The organism is Cohnella rhizosphaerae, assembly GCF_029525575.1.
Taxonomy (GTDB): domain Bacteria; phylum Bacillota; class Bacilli; order Paenibacillales; family Paenibacillaceae; genus Cohnella; species Cohnella rhizosphaerae.
The window spans coordinates 829,746-853,580 of record NZ_JAPDIA010000009.1; the positions used below are offsets into that span (position 1 = coordinate 829,746).

The 23,835-nt window shown below is 61.3% G+C and carries 16 protein-coding genes, 3 pseudogenes and 1 riboswitch; of the genes and pseudogenes, 16 read left to right on the top strand and 3 right to left on the bottom strand.

The window, feature by feature from the left end; all coding sequences use genetic code 11:
- The first annotated feature begins 5 nt into the window (after window positions 1-5).
- The 15 genes and pseudogenes from OMP40_RS37930 (at window position 6) to cls (ending at window position 19,694) form a co-directional block, all read left to right on the top strand.
- Window positions 6-686 carry a CatB-related O-acetyltransferase gene (locus OMP40_RS37930; RefSeq protein ID WP_277539370.1) on the top strand — a complete coding sequence of 227 codons (681 nt, stop codon included), beginning with the start codon at window positions 6-8 and terminating at the stop codon, window positions 684-686.
- Window positions 683-943 carry a hypothetical protein gene (locus tag OMP40_RS37935; protein WP_277539372.1) on the top strand — a complete coding sequence of 87 codons (261 nt, stop codon included), beginning with the start codon at window positions 683-685 and terminating at the stop codon, window positions 941-943. The genes OMP40_RS37930 and OMP40_RS37935 overlap by 4 nt, the downstream gene beginning before the upstream one ends.
- Window positions 944-967: 24 nt before the next feature.
- Window positions 968-1,927, top strand: a pseudogene (locus OMP40_RS37940) (glycosyltransferase); the annotation flags it as partial.
- 157 nt (window positions 1,928-2,084) lie between these two features.
- The gene (locus OMP40_RS37945; RefSeq protein WP_277539374.1) at window positions 2,085-2,612 is read left to right on the top strand and encodes a glycosyltransferase; all 528 of its coding nucleotides are present in this window, start codon (window positions 2,085-2,087) and stop codon (window positions 2,610-2,612) included.
- Window positions 2,609-4,960, top strand: coding sequence for a glycosyltransferase family 4 protein (locus OMP40_RS37950; RefSeq protein WP_277539376.1), 2,352 nt, complete (start codon window positions 2,609-2,611; stop codon window positions 4,958-4,960). The genes OMP40_RS37945 and OMP40_RS37950 overlap by 4 nt, the downstream gene beginning before the upstream one ends.
- Window positions 4,957-6,276 (top strand): annotated as a pseudogene (locus OMP40_RS42935) (sugar phosphate nucleotidyltransferase); the annotation flags it as partial. The gene OMP40_RS37950 and the pseudogene OMP40_RS42935, both read left to right, overlap by 4 nt.
- 271 nt (window positions 6,277-6,547) lie before the next feature.
- Window positions 6,548-6,793, top strand: a pseudogene (locus OMP40_RS42940) (VanZ family protein); the annotation flags it as partial.
- A 106-nt stretch (window positions 6,794-6,899) separates the two neighbouring features.
- Window positions 6,900-7,076, top strand: coding sequence for a VanZ family protein (locus OMP40_RS42945; RefSeq protein ID WP_420872120.1), 177 nt, complete (start codon window positions 6,900-6,902; stop codon window positions 7,074-7,076).
- A 76-nt stretch (window positions 7,077-7,152) separates the two neighbouring features.
- The gene (locus OMP40_RS37960) at window positions 7,153-7,632 is read left to right on the top strand and encodes a PilZ domain-containing protein (RefSeq protein WP_277539378.1); all 480 of its coding nucleotides are present in this window, start codon (window positions 7,153-7,155) and stop codon (window positions 7,630-7,632) included.
- 1,172 nt (window positions 7,633-8,804) lie between these two features.
- Window positions 8,805-9,947, top strand: coding sequence for a transposase (locus OMP40_RS37965; protein ID WP_277528203.1), 1,143 nt, complete (start codon window positions 8,805-8,807; stop codon window positions 9,945-9,947).
- A 1,129-nt stretch (window positions 9,948-11,076) separates the two neighbouring features.
- Window positions 11,077-11,685 carry an AAA family ATPase gene (locus OMP40_RS37970; RefSeq protein WP_277539380.1) on the top strand — a complete coding sequence of 203 codons (609 nt, stop codon included), beginning with the start codon at window positions 11,077-11,079 and terminating at the stop codon, window positions 11,683-11,685.
- A gap of 223 nt (window positions 11,686-11,908) precedes the next feature.
- A complete protein-coding gene (locus OMP40_RS37975) occupies window positions 11,909-12,820 on the top strand; it encodes an ABC transporter ATP-binding protein (protein WP_277539382.1) in 912 nt (303 codons plus the stop codon).
- Window positions 12,817-13,632 (top strand): ABC transporter permease, encoded by an 816-nt coding sequence (locus tag OMP40_RS37980; protein WP_277539385.1) that lies wholly within the window; start codon window positions 12,817-12,819, stop codon window positions 13,630-13,632. Before OMP40_RS37975 ends, OMP40_RS37980 begins: the two co-directional genes overlap by 4 nt.
- A 164-nt stretch (window positions 13,633-13,796) precedes the next feature.
- Window positions 13,797-17,852, top strand: a complete 4,056-nt coding sequence (locus OMP40_RS37985) for a choice-of-anchor I family protein (protein ID WP_277539387.1) — start codon at window positions 13,797-13,799, stop codon at window positions 17,850-17,852.
- Window positions 17,853-18,263: 411 nt separating this feature from the next.
- Window positions 18,264-19,694: a cardiolipin synthase gene (gene cls / locus OMP40_RS37990; protein WP_277539389.1), complete on the top strand. Its 1,431-nt coding sequence runs from the start codon at window positions 18,264-18,266 to the stop codon at window positions 19,692-19,694.
- 26 nt (window positions 19,695-19,720) lie between these two features.
- Here the strand turns inward: cls and OMP40_RS37995 are convergent, their stop codons facing one another.
- Window positions 19,721-20,611, bottom strand: a complete 891-nt coding sequence (locus tag OMP40_RS37995; protein ID WP_277539391.1) for a DNA polymerase domain-containing protein — start codon at window positions 20,609-20,611, stop codon at window positions 19,721-19,723.
- Window positions 20,612-20,862: 251 nt separating this feature from the next.
- Here OMP40_RS37995 and OMP40_RS38000 point away from each other — a divergent pair, with 251 nt between their 5' ends.
- The gene (locus tag OMP40_RS38000; protein ID WP_277539394.1) at window positions 20,863-21,096 is read left to right on the top strand and encodes a hypothetical protein; all 234 of its coding nucleotides are present in this window, start codon (window positions 20,863-20,865) and stop codon (window positions 21,094-21,096) included.
- A 76-nt stretch (window positions 21,097-21,172) separates the two neighbouring features.
- Here the strand turns inward: OMP40_RS38000 and OMP40_RS38005 are convergent, their stop codons facing one another.
- Entirely contained in the window at window positions 21,173-21,979 is an 807-nt protein-coding gene (locus OMP40_RS38005) for a CAP domain-containing protein (RefSeq protein WP_277539395.1), read from the bottom strand.
- A 10-nt stretch (window positions 21,980-21,989) separates the two neighbouring features.
- Window positions 21,990-22,118: riboswitch (cyclic di-AMP (ydaO/yuaA leader) on the bottom strand.
- A 684-nt stretch (window positions 22,119-22,802) separates the two neighbouring features.
- Window positions 22,803-23,822: a non-homologous end joining protein Ku gene (gene ku, locus OMP40_RS38010; protein WP_277539398.1), complete on the bottom strand. Its 1,020-nt coding sequence runs from the start codon at window positions 23,820-23,822 to the stop codon at window positions 22,803-22,805.
- Window positions 23,823-23,835 lie beyond the last annotated feature (13 nt).

Consider the following 23,835-nt stretch of genomic DNA (forward strand, 5'->3'; position numbering starts at 1 on the left):
GGGGCATGCCGACACGCTCGTTCAAGATATCGCTCGCCGGCAATATGCAGCGGCTGCTTCGCTTTGTTCAATACTGGTCCGTACAGCGGGGAGGACCCGACGCGGACCTTACCGTCACCATCGAAAGCGGCAGCCGGATCCGTCCCGAAGTGAAGATCGGACGCCATACGTATATCGGACATCACGTTCATGCGGACTCCGGCTCGATCGGCGCGTTCTGCTCGATCTCCTGGCACGTGACCATCGGAGCGGACGAACATCCGCTAACGGGCGTTTCCAGACATCCTTTCTGGTACGCGCCGGACCATAACGGCCTACGGGCCTCCGAGCGCAGATGGTCCCAGTCCAAGCCGGCCCCAGTCATCGGCAACGATGTGTGGATCGGCGCGGGCGCGACCATATTGCGCGGCGCGGTCATCGAGGACGGCGCGGTCGTGGCGGCCGGCGCGCTCGTTGCCGGCCGCGTGCCGGCGTATTCCGTCGTGGGCGGGGTGCCGGCCAAGGTCATCCGAACGCTGTTCGACGAGGCGACGGCCGCGGCGCTTCGCGAACTGCGCTGGTGGGAATGGGACGAAGACAGGCTGCGAGCGATGGCCCCTTACTTCGGCGATCCGGCTGCACTCCTTCGCCAATGCCGGCAAGCTTCGGACGACAGGGCGCAAAAGCCGGAGGAGCGGGCCATATGAACGATCGTCCGGGCGGCTCGAACCGATTGAACGGCTTGAAAAAACGCGTCGCGCTATCGTTAAATGCGTTCCTTCAGCATTGGACGACGCAAACGATTCGAAATCAGCCGCTCATCCATGAGACGGCTTATATTATGCCGCTTGCGAAGGTAAGCCCGGGCGTATCCGTCGGGCGTTACAGCTACGTTCGCGGGGGGCGCCCTGAATCGACTCGGGCCGCATCGGCGCTTTTTGCTCGATCGGGCCGAACGTGCTGATCGGCGGCGACGATCATCCGTTGGATGCGGTGTCCACGCATCCTTTTTTGGTATGTCGAGGACGGCCTGACCTTGCCTCGCGAGACCGCGGCCGAACCGGGCTGGACGCAGCCGAGGCCCGCGCCCGCGATCGGCAACGACGTATGGATCGGCGCCGGCGCGCAGGTGCTGCGGGGAGCGGTCGTCGAAGACGGCGCCGTCATCGGAGCGGGCGCCATCGTCACCGGCCGGATACCGGCGTATGCGATCGCCGTCGGCGTGCCTGCAAGAGTCGTGCGGCATCGCTTCGACGCCGAACAGAGAGAACGGCTGCTGCAAAGCCGTTGGTGGGATAAAGAAGCGGATGAGATCGCGCGCATCCGGCATCTGTTCGCGGATCCCCAAGCGTTCCTGGACCGGTTGGCGGAAGAGGAAAAGCGCGGGGAAGAAGGCGTCTCTGGGTGTCCGGATCAAGCGGAGGCCGCCGACAAGGGGGGAAGCGGTATGAACATATTAACGACGGGCATGGGCTGGATCGATCACAAGCCAGGCGGGTTAAACCGGTACTTCGCGGATTATGCGAACGCGATGACCGCAGCGGGGCACGAGCTGCGGGCGCTCGTCACCGCGGACGGCGAACGGCGAACGGCGCCGGCCTACGTCGAGGCCGTCCCCGGCAGCGGCGACGGCACGGGAACCTGGGATCGCATGCGGGCGTTCCGGCGAGCGATCGGCAGAGACGGGAGGGCTTGGGTGCCGGAGATCTACAACCCTCATTTCGCGCTGTATGCCTCTCTCGTGAATAGAGGCAGGCTGCCTCGGGACATTCCGATCGTTACGCATTTTCACGGCCCTTGGGCGGAGGAGTCGATGGTGGAGGACAAGGGCGCGTCGACGGCGAGATTGCTCCGTTACCGCATGAAAAAATCGGTAGAGCGCCTGGCGTATCGGCGTTCGGACCGGTTTATCGTGCTGAGCCGGCACTTTGCCGGCATATTAACGAAGGATTACGGTATTCCCGAAGAACGGATCGTGCGAATACCGGGCGCCGTGGACGTGTCGCGCTTCAGGCCGGCGGAGAACGTCCGCCAGGTTCGCGAGACGCTCGGAATCGGAGCGGGGCGGCGCGTGCTTTTTTTGCGTGCGCAGGCTCGTCAGAAGAATGGGCATCGACAGGCTCATTCAAGCGATGGCGACGGTAACCGCGGCGCATCCCGAAGCGCTCCTCGTCATCGCGGGAGACGGTTCGATGCGCGGCGAGCTGGAAGCGTTGGCCTCCAGGCTGGGGCTGGCCGGAAAGGTCGTATTCACCGGGCGCTTGTCCAACGAGCGGTTAACGGAATGGTTCCAGGCCGCGGATTGCAGCGTCGTGCCGACCGTCACGCTGGAAGGCTTCGGGCTGGTGACCGTTGAGTCGCTCGCATGCGGCACCCCCGTGCTGGGAACGCCCAACGGCGGCACGCGGGAGATCCTGGAGCCGTTCGAGCCCTCGCTGCTTTTTGACGACGCGTCTGCGGAGGCGATGGCGACGACGATCAAGCGCTGGCTGGCCGGCGACATTCGCTTGCCGAGCCGCGAGACTTGCCGGCTGCATGTTCTGGAGCGCTATACCTGGAACGAAGTGGCGAGACAGGTCGCAGAAGTTTTTGAAGCGTCAATAGATTCGCGCAGGAGGAGGTCAGCCCGATGAAGGTCGGCTATTACAACCATACCTCGGACGTCAGCGGCGCGGAGATCAGCTTGTTAACGATGGCGACCCACCTTCGCGAAGCGGAGTCCCTCCTGCTTTGCCCGTCCGGTGAGCTTGCCGATCGGGCGCGGGCCGCGGGGCTTCAGCATGTCGGGGTGCCGGGATACCGCGCGCGCATGACCCGCAATCCGCTCGTACTGGTCCGCCACTTGCTGGGCATGGCCGCGGAAGGCCGGCAGATCGCCCGGATCGTGCGGGAACAAGGAATCGATATCGTGCATGCGAATTCGATTCGCGGCGGTCTGACGGTATCCCTGTTTGCGCGCCTGCGCGGCATTCCCGTCATTTGGCACATACGGGATCACATGCCCGGCGGCCTGATCGGAAGGCTCGTCAAGACGGTGGCGGCACGCAGGGCCAGCTCGCTCATCTGTATTTCCGAGGCAGTGAAAAAAGGGACGGCCGAGCTGGGCGACAAGCTCACGCCGGTCATATTGGACGGTTTGGAGGCCAGAATGGACGAACTGGCCACCGTCATCCACAACGGCGTCGCCCTCGAACACGCCGACGAAGCCGACCGAGAGGCGGATCGCGTCCGAATCCGGCGCGAGTTCGGCGCTTCGCCGGACACGTTCGTCATGACGATCGTCGGCCAGATCGCGCCGTGGAAGCGGCAGGAGGACGCGATCGAAGCGCTCCGGCTGCTGGTCGCCCGCGGGCTGGACGCAAAGCTATGGGTCGTCGGCGAGCCGAAATTCCGCGAGGAAAACATCGCTTACGCCGAGCGGCTCAAGACGATGGCGGCCGCGGCCGACCTGGCGGGACGCGTCGTATTTACGGGCTTCAGAAGCGATATCAAGGAGATCTGCCGGGCGGCGGATCTCCTTGTCTTATGTTCGGACAACGAGCCGTTCGGCCGCGTATTGATCGAGGCGATGGGCGAGGGGATTCCGGTCGTGGGCACGCGGGCGGGCGGCGTTCCCGAGATCGTGACCGAAGGCGCGAGCGGCCTGCTTTACGAGGTCGGCGACGTCCGCGCGCTGGCCGACCGCATCGGAGAGCTGATCGCGCAGCCCGCGCGCAGGCTGGATATGGGAAGGGCGGCCTACGACCGCGCGCGCCGCGAGTTCGGCATCGCTTCGACGGTCGCCAAGGTCGAGGCGCTTTATCGCGAGCTGCGGCCCGGCCGAACCGCCGGACCGCGCGTGGCGATCGCGCACGATTACCTGAACCAGATGGGCGGCGCGGAGCGCGTCGTCTGCTCGCTGCGGCGGATGTATCCGGACGCGCCGATCTTCACGACGATCGCGGACAGGTCGAAGCTGCCCGCGGACTTGCGATCGGCGGATATCCGGACGACGTGGATGCAGCGCATACCGGGCATCAACAAGCGCTTCAAGCTGTTTTTCTGGCTGTATCCGCTCGCGGTGCGGTCGATGAACCTGAGCGGCTTCGATCTGATCATCAGCTCGAGCAGCGCGTACGCCAAAGGGGTGCGCGTGCCCGAAGGCGCCGTGCATATTTGCTACTGCCATACGCCGATGCGGTTCGCCTGGGACTACGAGAATTACGTGAAGGATATGGATGTGCCCGCGCTTGCGAAAAAGCTGTCGGGCCTCATGGTGTCGCCGCTCCGCCGGTGGGATGCCGCGAACACCGCCGGGGTGGACGAACTGATCGCCAACTCGAGCATCGTGCAGGAGCGGATCCGGGACCACTACGGCAGGCAGGCGACGATCATTCATCCGCCGGTCGATACCGGGCGGTTCGACCGCGCGGGCGCGAAGGAGCGCGCGGCCGGCGATTATTATCTCGTCGTATCGCGGCTCGTCTCGTACAAGCGGATCGATCTCGCCGTCGAAGCCTGTTCCTTGCTCGGCGAGCGGCTCGTCGTCGTCGGCGACGGCCCGGACCGCGAGCGGCTGGCGCGGCTGGCCGGTCCGAACGTTACCTTCCTCGGACGTCTGCCGGACGGCGAGGTCGAGCGTCTGATGCGCGGATGCCGGGCGCTTCTTTTTCCGGGCGTCGAGGACTTCGGCATCACGCCGCTCGAGGCCAACGCCTGCGGACGGCCCGTTATCGCATACCGGGAGGGCGGCGCGCAGGATACGATCCGGCAGGGTCTGAACGGCCTGTTTTTCGACAAGCAGACGCGCGAATCGCTCGCGAGGACGCTGCTCGGATTCCAGTCCTGGACATGGGATTCGGCGCGCATCCGCGCCTATGCGGCGGGCTTCGGCGAGGAGCGGTTCGAGCGCGAGCTCCGGGCCGCCGTATCCGCGGCGCTGTCCGCCAGAGAACAGCCGGCGGCAAGCCCGGCGGGACAAAGAAAGGAAGCGGTCGTATGAAGCTGGTATTACTGTCGGGAGGATCGGGCAAGCGGCTGTGGCCGCTGTCCAACGAGACCCGGTCCAAGCAGTTTTTGAAGGTGCTCGAGCGCGCGGACGGCGCGATGGAATCGATGGTTCAGCGCGTATGGCGCCAGCTCGGCGCGTCGGGGCTCGCGGGCGACGCCTATATCGCGACCGGCAGCAATCAGGCGGAGACGATCCGCTCGCAGCTCGGGGACGTGCCGATGGTGCTCGAGCCGCATCGCCGGGATACCTTCCCGGCGATCGCGCTCGCCGCCGTGTATCTGTACGCGATCGAAGGCGTCTCGCTGCAGGAGACGGTCGCCGTGCTGCCGGTCGATCCGTACGTCGAGGATCGTTTTTTCGACCGCGTCGCGGAGCTGGACCAGGTGCTCCGGACGTCCGGGGCGCCGCTCGCTTTGATGGGCGTGAAGCCGCTGCATCCTTCCGAGAAGTACGGCTACATCGTACCGAAGCCAGCGGACAGGGGCGCCGATACATTGGACCCGTCCCCTTGGCGGCTCGTCGGCCGATTCACGGAGAAGCCGTCCGAGGCAGAGGCGAAGCGGCTGATCGCGGAGGGCGCGCTGTGGAATTGCGGCGTGTTCGCGTTCCGCCTCGGCATGCTGATCGACCTGCTGATCGAGAAGCAGCTGCCGATCAATTACGAAGAGCTGGTCCGAAGCTATGAGAGGATGCCTAAGATCAGCTTCGATTACGAGGTCGTCGAGCAGGCCGAGACGATCGCGGTCTCGGAGTACGACGGCTACTGGAAGGATCTCGGGACGTGGAACACGCTCACCGAAGAGATCAAGGCGGGCGTCATCGGCAACGGGACGAAGTGCGAGGAGTCGACGGGATCGCATATCGTCAACGAGCTCGGGCTGCCGATCGTGCTGCTCGGGCTGCCGAACGTGATCGTCTCCGCCAGTCCGGACGGCATATTGGTGGCGGACAAACAAAAAAGTCCGAGGGTGAAGGAAATGGTCGGGAGCCGGGACGACGAGCCGATGTTCGAAGAGCGCCTGTGGGGCTCCTACCGGGTGCTCGACTGCAACGTAAACGGGGAAGACATGCTCACGAAGGTGGGTTTGATCCAGATGCATGCCGGCAAGCAGCTGCCGTACCATGCGCATCGGCTTCGCAGCGAGACGTGGACGGTCGCGTCGGGCGAGGGCGAGCTGCTGCTGGACGGCATCTGGCGCAAAATGCGGGCGGGAGACGTCGCGTACATCCCGGCGGCGGCGAAGCACGGCATGCTCGCGCTGACGGACCTGACGCTGGTCGAGGTCCAGATCGGAACGGATCTGTCCGCCGAGGACGTCAGGGAGACGGCTTGGGACGGGAAGGACCGCGCTTCTATCGGCGGAGGGGGAGTGATATCCGATTGGCAAGAACAAATTGGTCAAATGGGGCTTGCATTACAACGGCGGTACGTACTGCGCGGTTTACGGCAAGAAAAAAGCCCACGACATGCTCTATCGTCTGAGTTATTGCGTCAACGGACTGTCCGTCGTGCCGATGAGCACCCGGCGCAGATCGTCGCCCCCCTCGCCGCGACAACGGCGGGGGAGGACGGGAAGCATGAGCCGCGCCAAAGCCGTGCAGCTGGCGCAGGCGCTGCCGGCCGTCGCCTGCCTGGCGCTGATCTTTTTCTTCTCCTCCCAGACGTACGGCGAGCAGACGATCGTTCCGCTGCTGCGGCGTCACATCTCGGAGTTCCGCTTGTCCGGCATGCTGCCCGACGTCTCGTTCCGTTACGGGCGCTCGCTGCTGTCGGCCAAGCAGGCGCCGTACCAGTTCATCGAGTTTTTATTCCGCAAGAGCGCGCACGTCTTTTGGTACGCCGCGCTGTGCGCCAGCTTGTATACCGCGCTGAAGTCGCTTCCGCGTCTTGCTTCACGCGCGCTGCTCCGATTGGGCGCGGCTTGCGGCGGTGCTCGCCGCGGCCGCTTGCCTGGACGAATGGAATCAGGCGCGCGTCGCCGGCAGGACCGGCCAACCGCTCGACGTGCTCCTGGACGTCGTCGGCGGACTGCTGCTGACGGCGATCGTCCTGGCGGTCGCCCGCGCGATCCGCTCGTCGCGCCGTCGCGCCGGATCGCCGCGTTGACCGGAGGCGAGGGGGGCGGCAGGCGGGCGATGCGAGCGGCGGCGGCCGCAAATCGATAGTTGAAGGAGGACGTGTCATGCAGCTCGAATCATACGAACCATCAGAGCCGTCGAATCGCGTATTGACGCTGTCGGATACGAGGCGGGAGCAGCGCCGGCAGATTCGCTTGCGATTGGCCGGCCCGGTCCTGGCCCGCATTCATATCGTCCGGATCGGCGACGTGCGTCCCGCGCTGCCTCCGGCCCCGGTCGAACTCGTCGACCTCAGCCCGGGCGGTTGTTCCTTCCGCACGGGTCTTCGCTTTCCAGTGCGCGACGACGCGGTCTACCGCATGGAGTGGCAGCTGGAAGGCATCGCGATGAAGATCAAGGGCCAGCTCGTCTGGCGCAGCGAAGACGAATACGGATTCCGCTACGGCGTCCGATTCGCGTTCGGCGCGGTGGAGACGATTCTGCTCGTCCGGCTGCTCAATGCGCTGATCTTGAAGGCTTGTCCGCATCAAAGCCGCATTCACCGGCTCTACCGCTCGCAACTGGACAATGAGTTGCGGCGGTAGTTTTTTTTTCGGAGCAACTGATAACGGTCTCATCGTCCTAAAATGCTCGTACATGCATACTTAAATCATCGATCTATTAAACAAGAAGTTTGGGTATGAAGCACCATTTGGGCCGGTACGCGAGGCTGTAGCGTAACTTTTAGCCGTTACAGCACCATTTGCACCGGTCCGCGACGCTGTAGAGTAACTTTTTGCCGTTACAGCACCATTTAGACCGGTCCGCGACGCTGTAGAGTAACTTTTTTGCCGCTACAGCACCATTTAGACCGGTCCGCGACGCTGTAGAGTAACTTTTTGCCGTTACAGCACCATTTAGACCGGTCAGCGACGCAGAAGAGTAACTTTTTGCCGTTACAGCACCATTTAGACCGGTCCGCGACGCTGTAGAGTAACTTTTTGCCGCTACAGCACCATTTAGACCAGTTCGAGAAGCTTTAGAGTAACTTTTTGCCGTTACAGCACCATTTAGACCGGTCAGCGACGCAGAAGAGTAACTTTTTGCCGTTACAGCACCATTTAGACCGGTCTGCGACGCTGTAGAGTAACTTTTTGCCGCTACAGCACCATTTAGACCGGTCCGCGACGCTGTAGAGTAACTTTTTTGCCGTTACAGCACCATTTAGACCGGTCTGCGACGCTGTAGAGTAACTTTTTGCCGTTACAGCACCATTTAGACCGATCCGCGACGCTGTAGAGTAACTTTTTTGCCGCTACAGCACCATTTAGACCGGTTCGAGAAGCTGTAGAGTAACTTTTTGCCGTTACAGCACCTGCTGCTGGACCGGTTCGCGACACTGAAGAGCCTGTTTGAGGTGAAAATTCTGCACTTTTGATCGATTGATGATTGACGCCGTGCTGTACTCGCGATAAGTTTCTATCGCGTTACGCTCTCGCGTTAAAGCCTGCAAATCTACAGCTATTTCCTCCGAAGTCGGCCTTTTAAATAGATTTCCCTGCAAATAAAGTCAATTTCATAATTCAAACCCCTTGCTACGACTGACTTTTTTTGGCGCACCAAAAGAGGAGTACCTCCCCACATTCTCGAAATTAAGGTTAGCCACCCAAAACGAGAAAGAAAGGAAGTACTCCTACGATACCAATTCGACAGGAAGAGCTCTTTTCCTTTTGAGACCCTTCTAAAAATGTCCCCGGCGTCAAAAGACGACCTCATTTTGGAAGAAGTTCCTATTGCGAAAATCTTGTACGCCATCAGTAGCTTCAAACGACGTGGTCGGCCCGAAAGCTTGAACACCAGAGCGATGATCTTTTCGCTTATCCTTTGCAAAATCGAGCATATTCGCTTCATCAAGGACCTGGTCAACCGTCTGAAAAGCAGTGCAGAATTCAGATTGCGCTGTCACTTTACAGGCTCTGATCGGGTACCGAGCCAAGCCGCCTATTCCAGGCTTTTCACCAAACTTCAGCAGTCCGGTATCCTGCATGAGGTCATCGATATTACGGTGGATGCAGCGATTACAGAAGGCTTCCTGAAAGGTGAAAGCATGGCGGTGGACTCTTCGCATGTGGAAGCCTTTGACCGAAACCCCAAAATTGACGCGTCTAAACCGGCCCCGTCCATTCTCCCCAAGGAGGTAGAAGACAGCGAAGAGCCTGCTTTTCTGGACGCCGTCAGCCATGTCCCGCAGCCAGCCCCCAAGCCCGAGAAACCCAAGCGTGTCAAACGCGGGCGCGTCCCCAAAGCCGAGGAGGCCGCGTGGCGTGCGCAAGTCGAGGCCTATGAAGCTTCGTTAACACACTTCGAAAAGGAAGTTGCGGGGATGTTGTCTTGCAGCTACGAGGAACTCATCGCGGACATGCCGACCTATCCAAGTGTAGGAGCAAAAGGCGATCCCCGCGGAAGCGGACGCGTAAAATATTGGTACGGCTACAAGCTCAATTTGTTAGTGGATTGCCAGAGTCAGTATATTGTGACTGGCGTAAACTGCTCGGCTCATGTAAACGACCAACGTCCGGCGATCGTGCTGCTTAAACGATTAAAAGAGCGGTTCCCAACACTCCAGCCTAAGTACGTGTTAGGCGACAAAGGTTACGATAGCGAGCCCGTTTACCAGCAAGTTAGAGATGTAGGTGCATGTTCGCTTATTCCGCTTGTTCATCGCACCAAACTGCCGGATGGTGTAGATAAGCACTTGCGCCCAACGTGCAAACAAGGTCATTCGTACCGCTACGATAGCTATGATGCGACTCGGGATACTGTTAAATTTGTAGCACCCAAAGAATGCGCAGCCTGTCCGTTTCAAGCCGACGGCTGCCAAAAGGTGATAAAAAAAACAAGTAAAAGAGGATGTTCGTAGATATACTGCACCTGGGCGAGGCAGTGAAAAGTTCCATCAATTATTTAAACAGCGGACCGCGGTTGAGCGTGTCTTTGCCTATTTAAAACTTTATCTGGAATTAGGCACGACGCGAAAGCTTAAAAGACGTGCATTCGTAGATATGGACTTAAGTTGTCTCACATACAATGTATGCAAACTTGCAATAGATAAATTAAACAAGCGCATCCGCGAAGCAAAACCAGCCGCTTAACCTCAAAAAAAAAGGACTTCCCCAACATTGGCCTCATGCTTGGCTCCATCACCAAATGAATTCTGAAATTGACTTTATATGCATTTATTTTCCTTCATCGGTCCCATTTTCGGCTCGCGATTCGATTTTACCTGCATATCTGCAGGATTTTCGTTCAGTGTCGCGGGTCGACAGAACATTCCTGTACAAATGCAGGCTTTTCGACCCGCTAAATTTCTAAAATGCGTCGCCTCTCCGAAATTCCGCTTACCCGTCCCGAATCGCTGTCCAACCTGTCAAGAAATACCGCCAAATCTGCCGCATGTGCGCTCAACCCGTCCCGAATCGCCGTCATTGTAGCATGTTTGATCTATTGAAATATAAATGAGGTGGCATTGTCCTTTTTGAATGAACGTTATGGAAAGCGCTATCAACAAAGTGGGGGGGGGGGAATTGAAATAAATGAATTGGTGCTTGACAAGCCATAAAGGGGTAAGTAAGATCAAGTAATAAGATACGATATGTATCAATATGTTACAGAGCGTGTAATGAAAGGCGAACCTGAGTCAAGAAACGGGAGGCGGCTCGCGATGATTCTAGGTCAATTCTACTGCGTGTCATGCAAGGAGCTGATCGGATTGAAGGAAGCGAGATTGCTTTTTTAAGTCGGGTTATTACACGGTCGTCTATCCGCTGGGCTGCTGCCGGAGCTGCTGCGCAGAGCAAGGTCTGAGCGAAGCCGGAAGTTCGGCGGAATTGCTGAGGTTGCAGAAAAGCGACGATTGGCGTACGCGGTCCTCGGCCATGATCGCGATTTAAGTTCGGTGCCCGGCAAGCGCGGGCGGCGGTTGACCGCTTGACCCTGGGCCAGCGCGGCCCGATAATGTTGTCAAACGGGACATGCGGGGGGATCGGGCGATGGCAAACTTGGTGTTCGTGGTAGGCGGCGCGGGAGCGGGCAAGACGACATTGGCGAAGCGGATCGCGGCTGCGCGTCATGCGGCTTTGTTCGATATGGACACGCTGCTTCGGCCTGCGGCCGAAGCGTTGATGTCCCAGGCGGGACTCGATCCTGCGGATCGGGATTCGGATGCGTACAAGTCGCTGTGCCGGGATCTCGGATACCGGATCACGATGGACGCCGCGCTGGAGAACGTGGCGCTCGGGACGGATGCGATCGTGATCGGTCCTTTTTCCCGGGAATTGAACGATCCGGACTGGCTGCGATCCGAGCTTGACCGGGCGGGCCTGGATCCCGAAGCCGTTCGTATCAAGGTCGTATCGGTCTACCTGTCGGACGAGGCGCGTTACAAAGCGCGGATCGCGGGCAGAGGCGGCGCGCTGGACGAATGGAAGCTCGCGCATTGGGAGCGCTTCAGCCTGAGTCTCGGCCGCAAAACGGTCGCGTGGCGGCTGCCGTCGAACGCCGTATTGTACGTCGACAATTCGACAGCGGCTCCCGACAGCGTCGCAAGCAGCATCGAACGTTTTATTTACGGCGAATCCTCTGCCGACGGCGCGAATTGACCGGATCTGTTCGCGTTCGTCGGCGTTCGCGGTTTCTCGCGCGTCGAACGCGCCCGGCCGCGGCCTGAGCGCACGACAGCTTCCAGGCCTTACTTCCCTCCTTTCGTCCCCTTCTGCTCCTCCGAGTGCCTGCAGTTCGCGATTCTTTTTCTTTTTTTGGCCCCGACTGTCGACATTTGCTATAATGGTGAAGATTTACAAATCTACATACGGAGGAGAAATCATGTCCCAAGCGCCCGTCGTCAGCCTGCAGAACGTATCGAAGCGCATTGGCGGCCGGACGATCATCGATCGTCTCACGCTCGACGTGAATCCGGGCGAAGTATTCGGATTCCTCGGCCCCAACGGTTCAGGCAAGACGACGACCATCCGCATGATGGTCGGATTGATCACGATGTCGGGCGGCGATATCTCGATCGCCGGCCATAGCGTCAAGACATCCTTTCCCCAAGCGATCGCCCGCGTCGGCGCGATCGTCGAGAACCCGGAGATGTACAAGTACCTGACGGGCTATCAGAACCTGATTCACTTCGGACGCATGAACCCCGGCATCACCAAGGCGCGGATCGACGAGGTCGTCTCGCTGGTCGGCCTTCAGGACCGCATTCACGACAAAGTCAAAAAGTATTCGCTCGGCATGCGCCAGCGGCTCGGCGTCGCGCAGGCGATCCTGCACCGTCCCGCGCTGCTGATTCTGGACGAGCCGACCAACGGTCTCGACCCGGCGGGCATCCGCGAGCTGCGCGACTATCTGCGCAAGCTGTCCAGAGAGGAAGGCACGGCCGTATTCGTATCGAGCCACCTGCTCTCGGAGATGGAGCTCATGTGCGACCGCGTCGCCATCATCCAGAAGGGCGAGCTCATCGATATCCGTTCGCTGCGCGCCGAATCCGCGAGCGCCGTCGCAGGGCTGGAGGAAGTGCTGTTCGAGGTCGACCGCGCGAGCGAGGCCGTGACGGTATTGGAGGGTCGGGGCTCAGCGCGTTTCGTCGAAGGCGGCTTCGCCGTGACGGCCGACCGCGAGACGATCGCCGACATGAACGCCCGGCTGGTCGCGGCGGGGATCCGGGTCTACGGCATCCGCGTCAAGCTCAAGTCGCTCGAGGATCAATTCCTCGAGGTTACCGGGGGGTGAGACCATTGGCTAGCTTCTGGAATCTCGTTCTGAACGAGAATATGAAAATATACCGCCGCATCAGCACGTGGATCATGCTGGGCATCACGGTCGTCATTCCGCTGCTGTTCACGGTCGCCTTCGCGCTGCTTGCCAAAGAAGAAAATGCGAACAATTGGGAAGCGATGATGCTGGAGTCCCAAATCGTATTCCTTCTGATCACGATTTTCGCGGTCGTCAAATCTTCGGAGTCCGTCGCGGGCGAATTTTCCCGAGGCACGATCAAGCTGCTGCTGATTCGCCCGTGGAGCCGCTCGGCGATCCTGCTGTCCAAGTTCATCTCGATCGTTCTGTTCGCGCTGCTGTTTACCGTGGTCAGCTTCGCGGTGACCTGGCTGGCCAACGTCATCGCCTTCGGCTATACGGCGCATCCGGCCAACCTGATCTCCGATCAGTCGCCGCTTGCGGGCAGCTCGCCCTGGGCGTACGCGCTGCGGTACTATCTGGATGAATTCATCACGCTGGTCGTGGTCGTCACCTTCGGCTTCATGCTGTCCTCGGCGTTCCGCAGCAGCGGCCTCGCGATCGGGCTGTCCTTGTTCCTGCTGTTCGCCGGCAGCATGATCACCGGGCTCCTCTCGCTGACGGACCAGGCATGGATCAAATACGTGCTGTTCCCTCATCTGGGGTTGTCCGTTTACTTGAACGGCGGCGTGCCGCTCTCCGAGTATCCGACGACCTACGCATTCTCGCTCGGCGTGCTGGCGGTGTACTTCGTTATTTTCAACATCATCTCCTGGACGGTGTTCACCAAGCGCGACGTATCGGCTTGATCGACCGAACGGTTTCCCGGGCGCGGCTTCCGCCATTATGGCGGAGGTCGCGTCTATTTGTATTTGCGAGCGCTATTTTACCTTCCGTTAACGCATCGGGCGTGTCTGCGTTAATACTTCTTCACTACGATGAAGTGTAACGTAGAGTAGGGAGGTTTAATTTCATGTTGAAGTATTGGCGAAAACGTACGGCGATGGTCGCGGCAGCGGCGATCCTCACAGGTACGATCGGATCGGCGGGAGGCGCAGGGACGGCGACGGCCGCGGCGGGGACGGCGGGCACGCCTTACAACGATGCGGGGCAATACGATGTCGCGGTACCGCACGTCATGATCAATCAGGTGTATGGCGCGGGTTTGGCCGCAGCTTCCGATGCCTGGGCTTCGCACGGCTTTATTGAATTGTACAATCCGACTTCGTCAGTCGTCGATCTGACGGGCTGGTCGCTCCAATACGCGGACAGAGGCAGCAACGCCAAGACCGGTCCGACGCAGGCTTGGGAGAAGCTCGATCTTGCCGGTTCGATTCCGGCGGGCGGCTACTATGTGATCGCGGGCAAGGCGACCGGCGCGGCGACGCCTGCAGTCGACCTGACCGGCAGAACCGATGCGACCTGGGACCGCTACATCAACAACAAAGGTCTGAAGGTCGCGCTCGTGAGCAATCGGACGCTGCTATCGGCCGTTAATCCGTTCGACGTCGACGGCATGCACGTCAAGTCCGCCGGCTATGTCGATATGGTCGGCACCGGCAGCAACGACAGCGGCAGCGACATCGACGGGTACGAGACGGCTTACCCGAGCGGAGATACCCAGGGCACTTCCAAGAAAAAAGCGATTCGCCGCGTAGGCGGCACGGACACCGACAATAACCAATCCGACTTTGTCCAAATCGACTATTCCTCTAGCGCGCTGGATCTGGCTGCTGTCGGACCGCACCTGAAGCCGATCGTCCAGCCGCTCGAGCTTCGTACGAGCGTGCTGTCCGCCGCTTACGTCGGATCGCCTTATTCCGCGACGATCGCCGTTTACGGCGGGACCGCGCCGTATACGTACGCCGCCGAAGGTCTTCCGGAAGGCCTCCAGCTCGATGCGGCCAAGGGCAAGATCACCGGCATTCCGCTGAAGGCGGGACAATCGACGGTGAAGCTGTCGGTGAAGGATGCCGTTTATCCGGCGTCGCAGGAGGTTTCCGCCAGCGTGACGCTGCGGGTCGACGAATCCACGACCGGCGAGATTTTTGAAGATGGCATCGAAGTGACGAAGCTGGGCGGCTTTATCGCGGACAAGCCCAACGACGACGGCGGCGTCGCCGAGATCGTCAAGTACAACAAAGACAACGGCAAGTTTTATCTGGTGGACGGCGCTGGCGATCCGCCTTCGCTGAAGATCGTCGAGCTCGGCGACGGCACGAACCCGAAGCTGACCGGCGAAGTCGAAGTGAAGGAGCTTGCCGAGACGAACGGCTTTGCGTACGGCGATCTGACCAGCGTCGACATCAACTCGGCCGCCAAGCGGATCGCGGTAGCGGTGCAGGAAGAAGACGGCATGAAGCCCGGCAAGATTTTGACGCTGGACTATGACGGCAAGCTGCTCGCTTCCTACGAGACGGGCGTTCAGCCGGACATGATCAAGTCGACGAAGGACGGCAGGTATATCCTGACCGCGGACGAAGGCGAGCCGCGTACGGCCGGTCACGATCCCGAAGGGAGCATCACGATCGTGGACACGCTGACGGGCGCCGTCAAGCTCGTCAAGTTCGACGACCCTTCCGTCATCGCGGACGATGTGCATATCCGCGGCGCGGGGGATCCAATAACGAAGCAAATTACCGGCAGCGGCACGAAGGCGGACGCGATTCGCGATCTCGAGCCCGAATACATCGCGCTCTCTGCCGACGAAGGAACGGCATACGTGACTTTGCAGGAAAACAATGCGGTTGCGGCGATCGACGTCGCGGCGGGCAAGGTGCTGTGGGTGAAGGGGCTTGGATTCAAGGATCTGAACGACCCTGCCAACCGGCTCGATCTGGTCAAGGACGGCGTCATTCAGCTGGAAAACGTGCCGTTCTACGGCGTCTACATGCCGGATGGCATCGCCTCCTTCCAGGCCGGCGGCAAGACGTACCTGGTGACCGGCAATGAAGGCGACGCGACGGAGTGGGAAGACCGCGTTACGGCGAGCACGATCAAGAAGATGAAGGGAAGTCTCGATCCGGACTCGGCGGCAGCGAAGTTGTTGAAGGGAACGACGAGGTACGACGGCGTAGAAGTCATGAGCGACATGGGCAACGACAGCATTTATTTGTACGGCGGCCGTTCGTTCTCGATCTGGGATGCCGCTACGATGACGCAAGTGTCCGATACGGGCAGCGACTTCGAACGCATCACGGCGCAGCGCTATCCGAATAACTTTAATGCCAGCAACAGCAGCAGCAAGACGGGCATCGACGAGCGCAGCGGCAAAAAGGGACCGGAGCCGGAGGACGTGAAAACCGGGACGGTCGGTACGAAGACGCTCGCCTTCGCAGGCCTTGAGCGCATCGGCGGCGTCATGACGTACGACGTGACGGATCCGTCCAAGCCGCAGTTTCTGAATTACACGAATACGCGGAATTTCTCCGCCGGCGTGAGCGATAACACGGACAGCGGGCCCGAAGGCCTGGAGTTCATCCCGGCAGCGGACAGCCCGACCGGTTATCCGCTGCTGCTGGTCGCCAACGAAGTAGGCGGCACGGTATCGGTGCTGCAACTGAACGTCTCCAAGGTCAAGCTCGACCGTACATCGTTGTCGCTGACCGCGGGCGGCGCGGTCGGCAGCCTGACGGCCACGGCGACCGCTGCCGACGGCTCTGCCGCTGCGGTCGCATGGAGCAGCTCCGATCCGCAAGTCGCCGCGGTCGACAGTCAAGGCCGCGTGACGCCGGTCTCGGCCGGCACGGCCGTGATCGCGGCGGTCGCGGCGGACGGTTACGCGAAGGCGGAAGCCGTCGTTACGGTTACGTCGGCCGGCGGCCCTTACATTCCGACGCCTGCGCCGAGCGCGACGCCGACGCCATCGCCGTCGCCGTCCGGTCAGATCGAGACGTACGGCGACGTGACGGTTACCCTGAACGGCAATGCGGCTGTCATCAAGCTGTCCGGCGATTTGGCGGGCGATGGCTCGCAAGCGGTCGTAGAGCTGCCGGCGGAAGCCGTCGCCAAGCTGACGAGCGACACGATCAAGACGCTGACCGTCGAGACGGGCGCCGCGACGCTGTCGTTCGACGCGGAAGCCATCGCGGCGATCGGCGCGGCGGCGGGCAAAGGCGCGCTGAAGCTGGACGTTCGCAAGCTGACGGGGACGGATGCGGCTTCGTCGCTGCCCGAGCCCGCGCGCGGCGGCCTGCAAGCCGGTGTGGGCGACCGTCCCGTCATCGAGCTGAAGCTGTCGGCGGACGGCAAGTCGCTGCGCGAATTCGGCGACGGCAAGGTCAAGATCGAGCTGCCTTACGCGAAGCGGGCTGACGAGGACGTCTCCGGCATCGTCGTTCGCTACATCGCGGACGACGGCCGCATCCAGACGCTGCCGGGCGGTCTTTACGATGCCGCATCGGGAACGCTTCGCTTCGCCGTCTCGCACTTCTCCATGTACGGCGTCGGCTACGAGAGCCGTTCGTTCGCCGATACCGCAGGCAGCTTCGCGGTCAACGACATCGCTTATCTGGCGGCCCGCGGCATACTGGACGGCGTCGGCAACAACGTTTTCGCGCCGAAGCGCAGCGTGACGCGCGCCGACCTGACGGTCATGCTCGCGCGGATCTCGGGCGCGGATCTCGCTGCCTACCAAGGCATGACACCCGGCTTTGGCGATGTAAAGAGCGGCGATTACTTCGCCGGCGCCGTCGCTTGGGCGGCGGATAACGGCATCGTGACCGGCACGGGCGCAGGCCGCTTCGACCCGCGCGCCGCGCTGACCCGGGCGGACCTTGCGGTCATGCTCGTGAAGTTCGCCGCGGCGCAAGGCATCTCGCTGCCGGCCGCGCAAGCTTCCGCGACATTCACGGACGCCGCCGCGATCCCGGCCTATGCCTCGCAAGCAGTAGAAGCCGTGCAGCGTGCCGGCATCGTCTCCGGCCGTCCGGCCGCAGGCGGCGCAGGCCTCGCCTTCGCGCCGAAGTCCACGGCTACGCGCGAGGAGCTGGCGAAGATGCTGGCGGCCTTCGTCAAGCTGTCGGTCTGATCGCCGGCGCCGGCCAACCACTGGATCGCCCGCGTTAGAGGCGGGCAGGCTTCGCGAAGCGTTCAATCGCGCATCGCCCCGGGCTGCGAGCCTGCGAGCGGCGCCGGCTCCGAGTGCCCGCCGCCCGGAAGGCTGAAGCATGCGCTCGCGATCAACTCCCCACGCGGAGCCGCACGCGCGTCGATATCATCGGCGCGCGTGCGGCTCTTTATTTTCCGCGCTCGCCGTCCGTCTTGCCGCCGTCTGCCTAAACCTTGTCTACCGGGTTATACTGGTTAGCGACGGCCGAGCGCCGCTTTTTCGGGGCGCCGGCACGATTCGCTGCCTCCTGCAAGCGGGACGATCGCCCTGACGAACAGTGGGTAAAGAAAGTTTAGATATAAACAAACATGCGGGGGGAGGTTCGTGCGGGTGACGACGTGGTTGCTGCTGGCGCTATTCATCTTCATATTTCAGTCCGGCACGATCCTCGTGCTGGAGTATCGCCGACCGGCCAACGCCATGGCGTGGCTGTTCATTCTGTTTTTATTTCCGATCGTCGGCTTCGTCCTTTATTATTTTCTGGCGCGCGAATACGTCCGTCGCCGCAGGGTTCGACGCAGGGGCGGCTTGGACGAGCAGCGGCGTGGCGAGATTTTGACGAAGAGCCATCTGATCAACGAGCCGGGCGACATTCCGGGCGGCGGGTTCGCCGACGAGGCGCGGTTGTTCCGTACGCTGCGCAAGGCGGGAGCTTCCCCGATCACCGGCTGCAACAAATCGCGCGTGCTGACGAACGGGCAAATGACGTACGACGCCATGATGGAAGCGATTCGCGGCGCCAAGCATCACATTCATTTCGCTACATACATATACCGCGACGACGAGATCGGCCGCATGTTCCGCGATGCGATGATCGAGAAAGCGAAGGAAGGCGTCCAGGTTCGGCTCATCTACGACGGCATCGGCAGCGTTTCGCTCAGCAAGTCCTTTTTCGCCGCGTTCGAGGCGGCCGGCGCCGAATACGCCTGCTTTTTCCCGCTGCGGCCGGCTTTTATGAAGAAGCGCATGAATTACCGCAATCACCGCAAAATCCTCGTCGTGGACGGCACAAAAGGCTTCGTCGGCGGGATCAACGTGGGCGAGGAATATTTGGGCAGGCACAAAAAGCTCGGCTTTTGGCGCGATACGCATCTGGAGCTGGAGGGAGACGCGGTTTACGGGCTGCAGGAGGTCTTCCTCAAAGACTGGGAGCTCGCCACCAAGCAGCGGCCGAGCGATCCGGGATTTTTGCCGGAGCACGGCTGTTCGGGAGGCGAGGTCGTGCAGATCGTCGCGGGCGGACCGAACAGGCGGGCCGACGCGATCCACGAGACGCTGTTCGCGATTTTGGCGACGGCGAAGCGGCGGATCTGGATCACGACGCCGTATTTCATTCCGAGCGCCGGCGTCGTCATGGCGCTCAAGACGGCCGCGTTGAGCGGCGTCGACGTGCGCATGATCGTGCCGCTCATTCCCGATACGAAGCTCGTTCATGCGGCCACGATGTCCTATGTGGACGAGATGATGAGCTGCGGCATCCGCTTCTGGCAGTACGAACGGGGCTTCATTCATGCGAAAGTGGTCATCGTCGACGAGTTGATCGCTTCGGTCGGAACGGCGAACATGGATTTGCGCAGTTTTTTCAGCAACTTCGAGACGAACGCTTACCTCTTCCATCCCGACGCGATCGCCGCGCTGGAGCGCGACTTTCTTCAGGATCTGAAGGACAGCAGGGAGCTGGAGCTGTCGTCGTTCCGCAAGCGCTCCGGCGGGCGCAAGGCCGCGGAGGCGCTCTGCCGCATGCTGTCCCCGCTGCTTTAGCTTCGCGCGCAGGAAGGCTCGCAGGTTTACTTGATCTGCTTCAGCACGTCTCCGATCCGCTGCGGCTTCATCGAGCCGATCAGATCGCCCCGCTCCCGCAGCCGCGCGACGATATTGAGCAGGTTGAAGTCGGCCGGGCTCGGGTCGGCGCGCACCTCGCTCCAATCGAGCGGCGTCGATACCGGCGCTCCCGCGCGGGCGCGCGGCGAATAAGCGGACACCAGCGTGCGGCCGGGGTAAAATTGCAGGTAGTCGAGGTAGATGAGCGTTCCGCGGTTTTTCTTCAGCCGTTCGACGGTGAAGAGCCGCGGATTTTTTGCGGTCAAATATTCGGAGACGAACTTGCCGAACCGGCGAAGGTCGTCGTAGGTCGGGCCGGGTTCGATGCGCATGACGACTTGAATGCCCGTCGCGCCCGACGTTTTGGGGACGGCTTCGAGGCCGAGCGAATGCAGCAGGTCGCCGACTTTGCCGGCGGCTTCCATGATTCGGGGCTCGACCTCGAGACTCGGATCGATATCGAGCATCCAGAGGTCGGGCAGCGGCTGGGCGATTCGTTCGCAGGAGACGTGAAACTCAAGCGCGTACAAACTGCCCATCCAAAGCAGCGTCGGCAGGGAGTCGAGCACGACGTACCGGATGCCGCCCGCAGTCTCGACGCGCACGAACTCGGGCACAGGCGTCGGGGCGTTTTTCTGATAAAAGGACTTGCCCGCATAGCCTTCCGGAAAGCGAATCGTCGTCAAGTAACGGCCTTCGCTGTGAGGCAGCAAATAAGGCGCCAAATCTGCCAGCGTCCGGACATAACGAAGCTTGTCGATGCCCATGTCGGGCCACAGCAGCTTATCGGGATGGGAGACGAGCAGCTCGCGATCGCCGAGCCGAAGCGTGACCGGGGACATCGTCGCCGGCGCCATGGGCGTTCCTCCGTTCTGAAGCCGCCCCATTGCGTCGAGGCGTTGATCTTCCTAGTGTAGCCGGTATTCCGGCCCGCCATTCCAAGATGGATCCGCTCTGCGCGCCAGTCAAACCGCAGCCGCGTCACGATTCGGCCGGGCGATAGCCGGCAGCGAAGCCGTGCTTACGTCCAAAGGTCGATTTTCGCACTTTTGCCTCCTTGCGCTCATACAACAGTAAAGAAAGCGTATGGGGAGGGATCGATACGGATATGCCGCTGCTGCAGCACGCCGGCGCGCTGCTATCGCTCGTTTTGGTGTTTTGGACGGGGTCCTCGCTGTTCGCCTTGCTCCACCCCGGCACCGTGCGACTTCTCGCCCGCGGCGGCCGGAGCGACGGGATTTCGCCGAGCCGGGAGCCTGCGTCCGAAGGACGGATACGCCTGCAGGGCGGCCTGATGAGTTTGGCCGGCCTGATTTTGCTGGCACTGCCGCCGCTGCTCTAAACCGCCGCCGAACGCAAAAAAGATGCCGCCGGAGTCGATCGAACGACTCCGGCGGCATCTTTTTCATTTGTACAGGTCAGCCCGTGAACTCTTGTACCCACTCGCCGTTATAGTAAGCGACGCCGATCGATTTGAAGTTGGCGTTCAAAATGTTCGCCTTGTGGCCGGCGCTGTTCATCCAAGCGGTCATGACTTCCGCTGGCGATTGCTGGCCCATCGCGATGTTCTCGCCTGCGTAGCTGTACGTTACGCCGAACTGCTTCATCATGTCGAACGGAGAACCGTACGTCGGCGAGTTGTGGTCGAAGTAGTTGTTGTTGTACATGTCCTTCGCCTTCGCGTCGGCGACCGTCGTCAGCTTGGCGTCGGTCTTGAGCGCGGACAAGCCGGCTTTGGCGCGTTCCTGGTTGACGAGATCGACGACTTGCGCGGCGAAACCGGACTTCTGACCGGTAGCGCCCGAGCCTGCCGGCACGGAAGGCGAGGTTGTCGGCGCCGGCGTGGCGGTCGGAGTCGGCGTGGCGGTCGGAGTCGTCGTCGGCTTAGGCGTGGCCGTAGGCGCTGTCGTCGGCTTGGCCGGGACCGGCGTGACAACAGGCGCGGTCGTTGGTTGGGCCGGCGTCGTCGGCGTGGTCGAAGGCGCCGTGGTCGTCGGAATCGAAGGCGTCAGGCCCCCGAACGTGCCGCCGTTCAGTTGAGACAGCAGCGATTGCCAATCGAACGAGCCGAGATATTGCTGAAGCTGCGAGGCGTCAATATTATATGTGTAAGTCCGGGTCGTCTGGGTCGTCGTCGCGGCATTCGCGGAAGCGCCGAACGGGACGGCAAGCGACAGCAGAAGCGCGCCGGAAACAGCCAGTTGACCGATACGATTATTCTTCATAGATGCGAATTCCTCCTTGGAATGTAAGCCTGCGAGGTTAGCTGACGGGTTAGGTCGGAGAACGCCCTGCCGCGGCTGCGGCTTCACCCCGTATACTTGGTTCCCCCCGCGCCCTGTCGGGCTTCGGCTCGGATGTCTCACATTCTATCAGCGGAATCTCGCAGGTTCACGGCATAAATATTACCACGGACCATATGCTGGGAAATAACAAAAAGGCCGGTCCTTGTCCCGCGCGGGATTGGGTTGGTCCGGCCGTCGCTTCTTAAAATATTCTCATCGTTTTTTTTTGCGCAAACAGGGAGATCATCAGAGCCTCGGTGGCTGTCCCAAAGCGCCCATGCGCATCAAAATGGTGCGTTTGGAGCGCCAGTGCGCCGCTGCGCGGCCCCGTGGCGCGCGCTACAGCCTCGCGGACCGGTCCAAAAGGTGCTGAAAGGGCAAAAAGTTACTCTACAGCCTTGCGGACTGGTACAAAAAGTTGCGTAAGGGCGAAAAGTTACTCTGCAGCCTCGCGGACCGGTCCAAAAGTTGCTGTAAGGGCAAAAAGTTACTCTGCAGCCTCGCGGACCGGTCCAAAGGGTGCTGTAAAGGCAAAAAGTTACGCTACAGCCTCGCTCACCAGTCCAAAAGGTGCTGTAAAGGCAAAAAGTTACGCTACAGTCTCGCGGACCGGTCCAAAAAGGGTGGAGCGCCTGCGCGGCGCCATGTGGTCGGTCCAAGCGGCCGATAGCACCAAAATGGTGCAACCGGAGCACCAGCGCAGCGCCGCGCGACCGGTGTTGTACACGGTTTTGTCAGCGCGAACGGTTCGCGCATCCGCCGCTCATGCGCTAGCGATCACGGCTTGCGGCTCCTTCGCCTTGCGTCTGCGGGAAGGCGCAGCCTTGGAGCTGTCGCCGACCGCTTCTTCGCCGCCGGCGACAGCGGCGCCGGGCACCGGCGGCTTGGCCCGCGTGCGCTTCGGCTTGTCGGCCGCGGGCGCCGCGTCCGCTTCGCCCGTATCGCCGCGAATCGCCGATTTGCGGCCGGCGCCTCTGCCGGCCGTCGCGCCGGCCGCGGGCGCGTCGCCCGTCTTGACGGCTGCGAGGCTGGCCTGCAGCGCGGACATGAGGTCGATGACGTTCGTCCGTTCCGCCGCAGGCGCGGTCACCACGTCCACGCCTTGTCCCGCGACCTTGCGGCTGATGGCGTCCAGCATCGCCGTCCGGTAGTCGTCGGTGTATTTGGCCGCGTCGAACGGCGCGGACAGCTGTTCGATGAGCAGCTTGGCCATATCGAGCTCGCGGTCGTTGACGTTCTGGTTTTGCGGCAGGCCGGGTACGCCGGAGATGGCGCGGATCTCGTCCGGATAAAACATCGTCTCCATGCAGATGCAGTTGTCGACGCAGCGAATGGCCGCCAGGCTGCTCTTGCTGCGGATCGCGATCTTGGCGATGCCGATCCGTCCGGATTGCCGCATCGCTTCGAGCAGCAGCCCGTAGGCGCCGGCGCCGGCCTGGTCGGGCGACAAATAGTACGTTTTTTGATAGAACATCGGATCGATCTCCTCGAGCGCCACGAAGTCGAGGATCTGAATCGTCCGCGTATTCTCCGGCTTGATCGCTTCCAGCTCCTCCTCGTCGAACAGCACGAACCTTCCCTTGTCGTATTCGTAACCCTTCGTGATCTCCTCCCATTCGACCGCTCTCTCGCAGTGCGGGCAGTTCTTGGCGTAAGAGATCGGCGTGCCGCAAACCTTGTGGATTTGCCTCAGATGCACATCCTTGTCCTCCGTGGCTGTGAACATTTTCACCGGCACGTGCACGAGCCCGAAGCTGATGGCGCCTTTCCATACCGTGTGCATGACGTTAGCCCTC

Bases quoted from the DNA above. Each gene is read 5' to 3' on its own strand.
- OMP40_RS38000 (WP_277539394.1), top strand. From the start codon at position 20,863: ATGCCGCTGCTGCAGCACGCCGGCGCGCTGCTATCGCTCGTTTTGGTG.
- OMP40_RS37945 (WP_277539374.1), top strand. From the start codon at position 2,085: ATGGGCATCGACAGGCTCATTCAAGCGATGGCGACGGTAACCGCGGCG.
- ku (WP_277539398.1), bottom strand. From the start codon at position 23,822: ATGCACACGGTATGGAAAGGCGCCATCAGCTTCGGGCTCGTGCACGTG.
- OMP40_RS37930 (WP_277539370.1), top strand. From the start codon at position 6: ATGCCGACACGCTCGTTCAAGATATCGCTCGCCGGCAATATGCAGCGG.
- OMP40_RS38005 (WP_277539395.1), bottom strand. From the start codon at position 21,979: ATGAAGAATAATCGTATCGGTCAACTGGCTGTTTCCGGCGCGCTTCTG.
- OMP40_RS37935 (WP_277539372.1), top strand. From the start codon at position 683: ATGAACGATCGTCCGGGCGGCTCGAACCGATTGAACGGCTTGAAAAAA.
- OMP40_RS37970 (WP_277539380.1), top strand. From the start codon at position 11,077: ATGGCAAACTTGGTGTTCGTGGTAGGCGGCGCGGGAGCGGGCAAGACG.
- OMP40_RS37985 (WP_277539387.1), top strand. From the start codon at position 13,797: ATGTTGAAGTATTGGCGAAAACGTACGGCGATGGTCGCGGCAGCGGCG.
- OMP40_RS37960 (WP_277539378.1), top strand. From the start codon at position 7,153: ATGCAGCTCGAATCATACGAACCATCAGAGCCGTCGAATCGCGTATTG.
- OMP40_RS37995 (WP_277539391.1), bottom strand. From the start codon at position 20,611: ATGGCGCCGGCGACGATGTCCCCGGTCACGCTTCGGCTCGGCGATCGC.
- OMP40_RS37975 (WP_277539382.1), top strand. From the start codon at position 11,909: ATGTCCCAAGCGCCCGTCGTCAGCCTGCAGAACGTATCGAAGCGCATT.
- OMP40_RS37950 (WP_277539376.1), top strand. From the start codon at position 2,609: ATGAAGGTCGGCTATTACAACCATACCTCGGACGTCAGCGGCGCGGAG.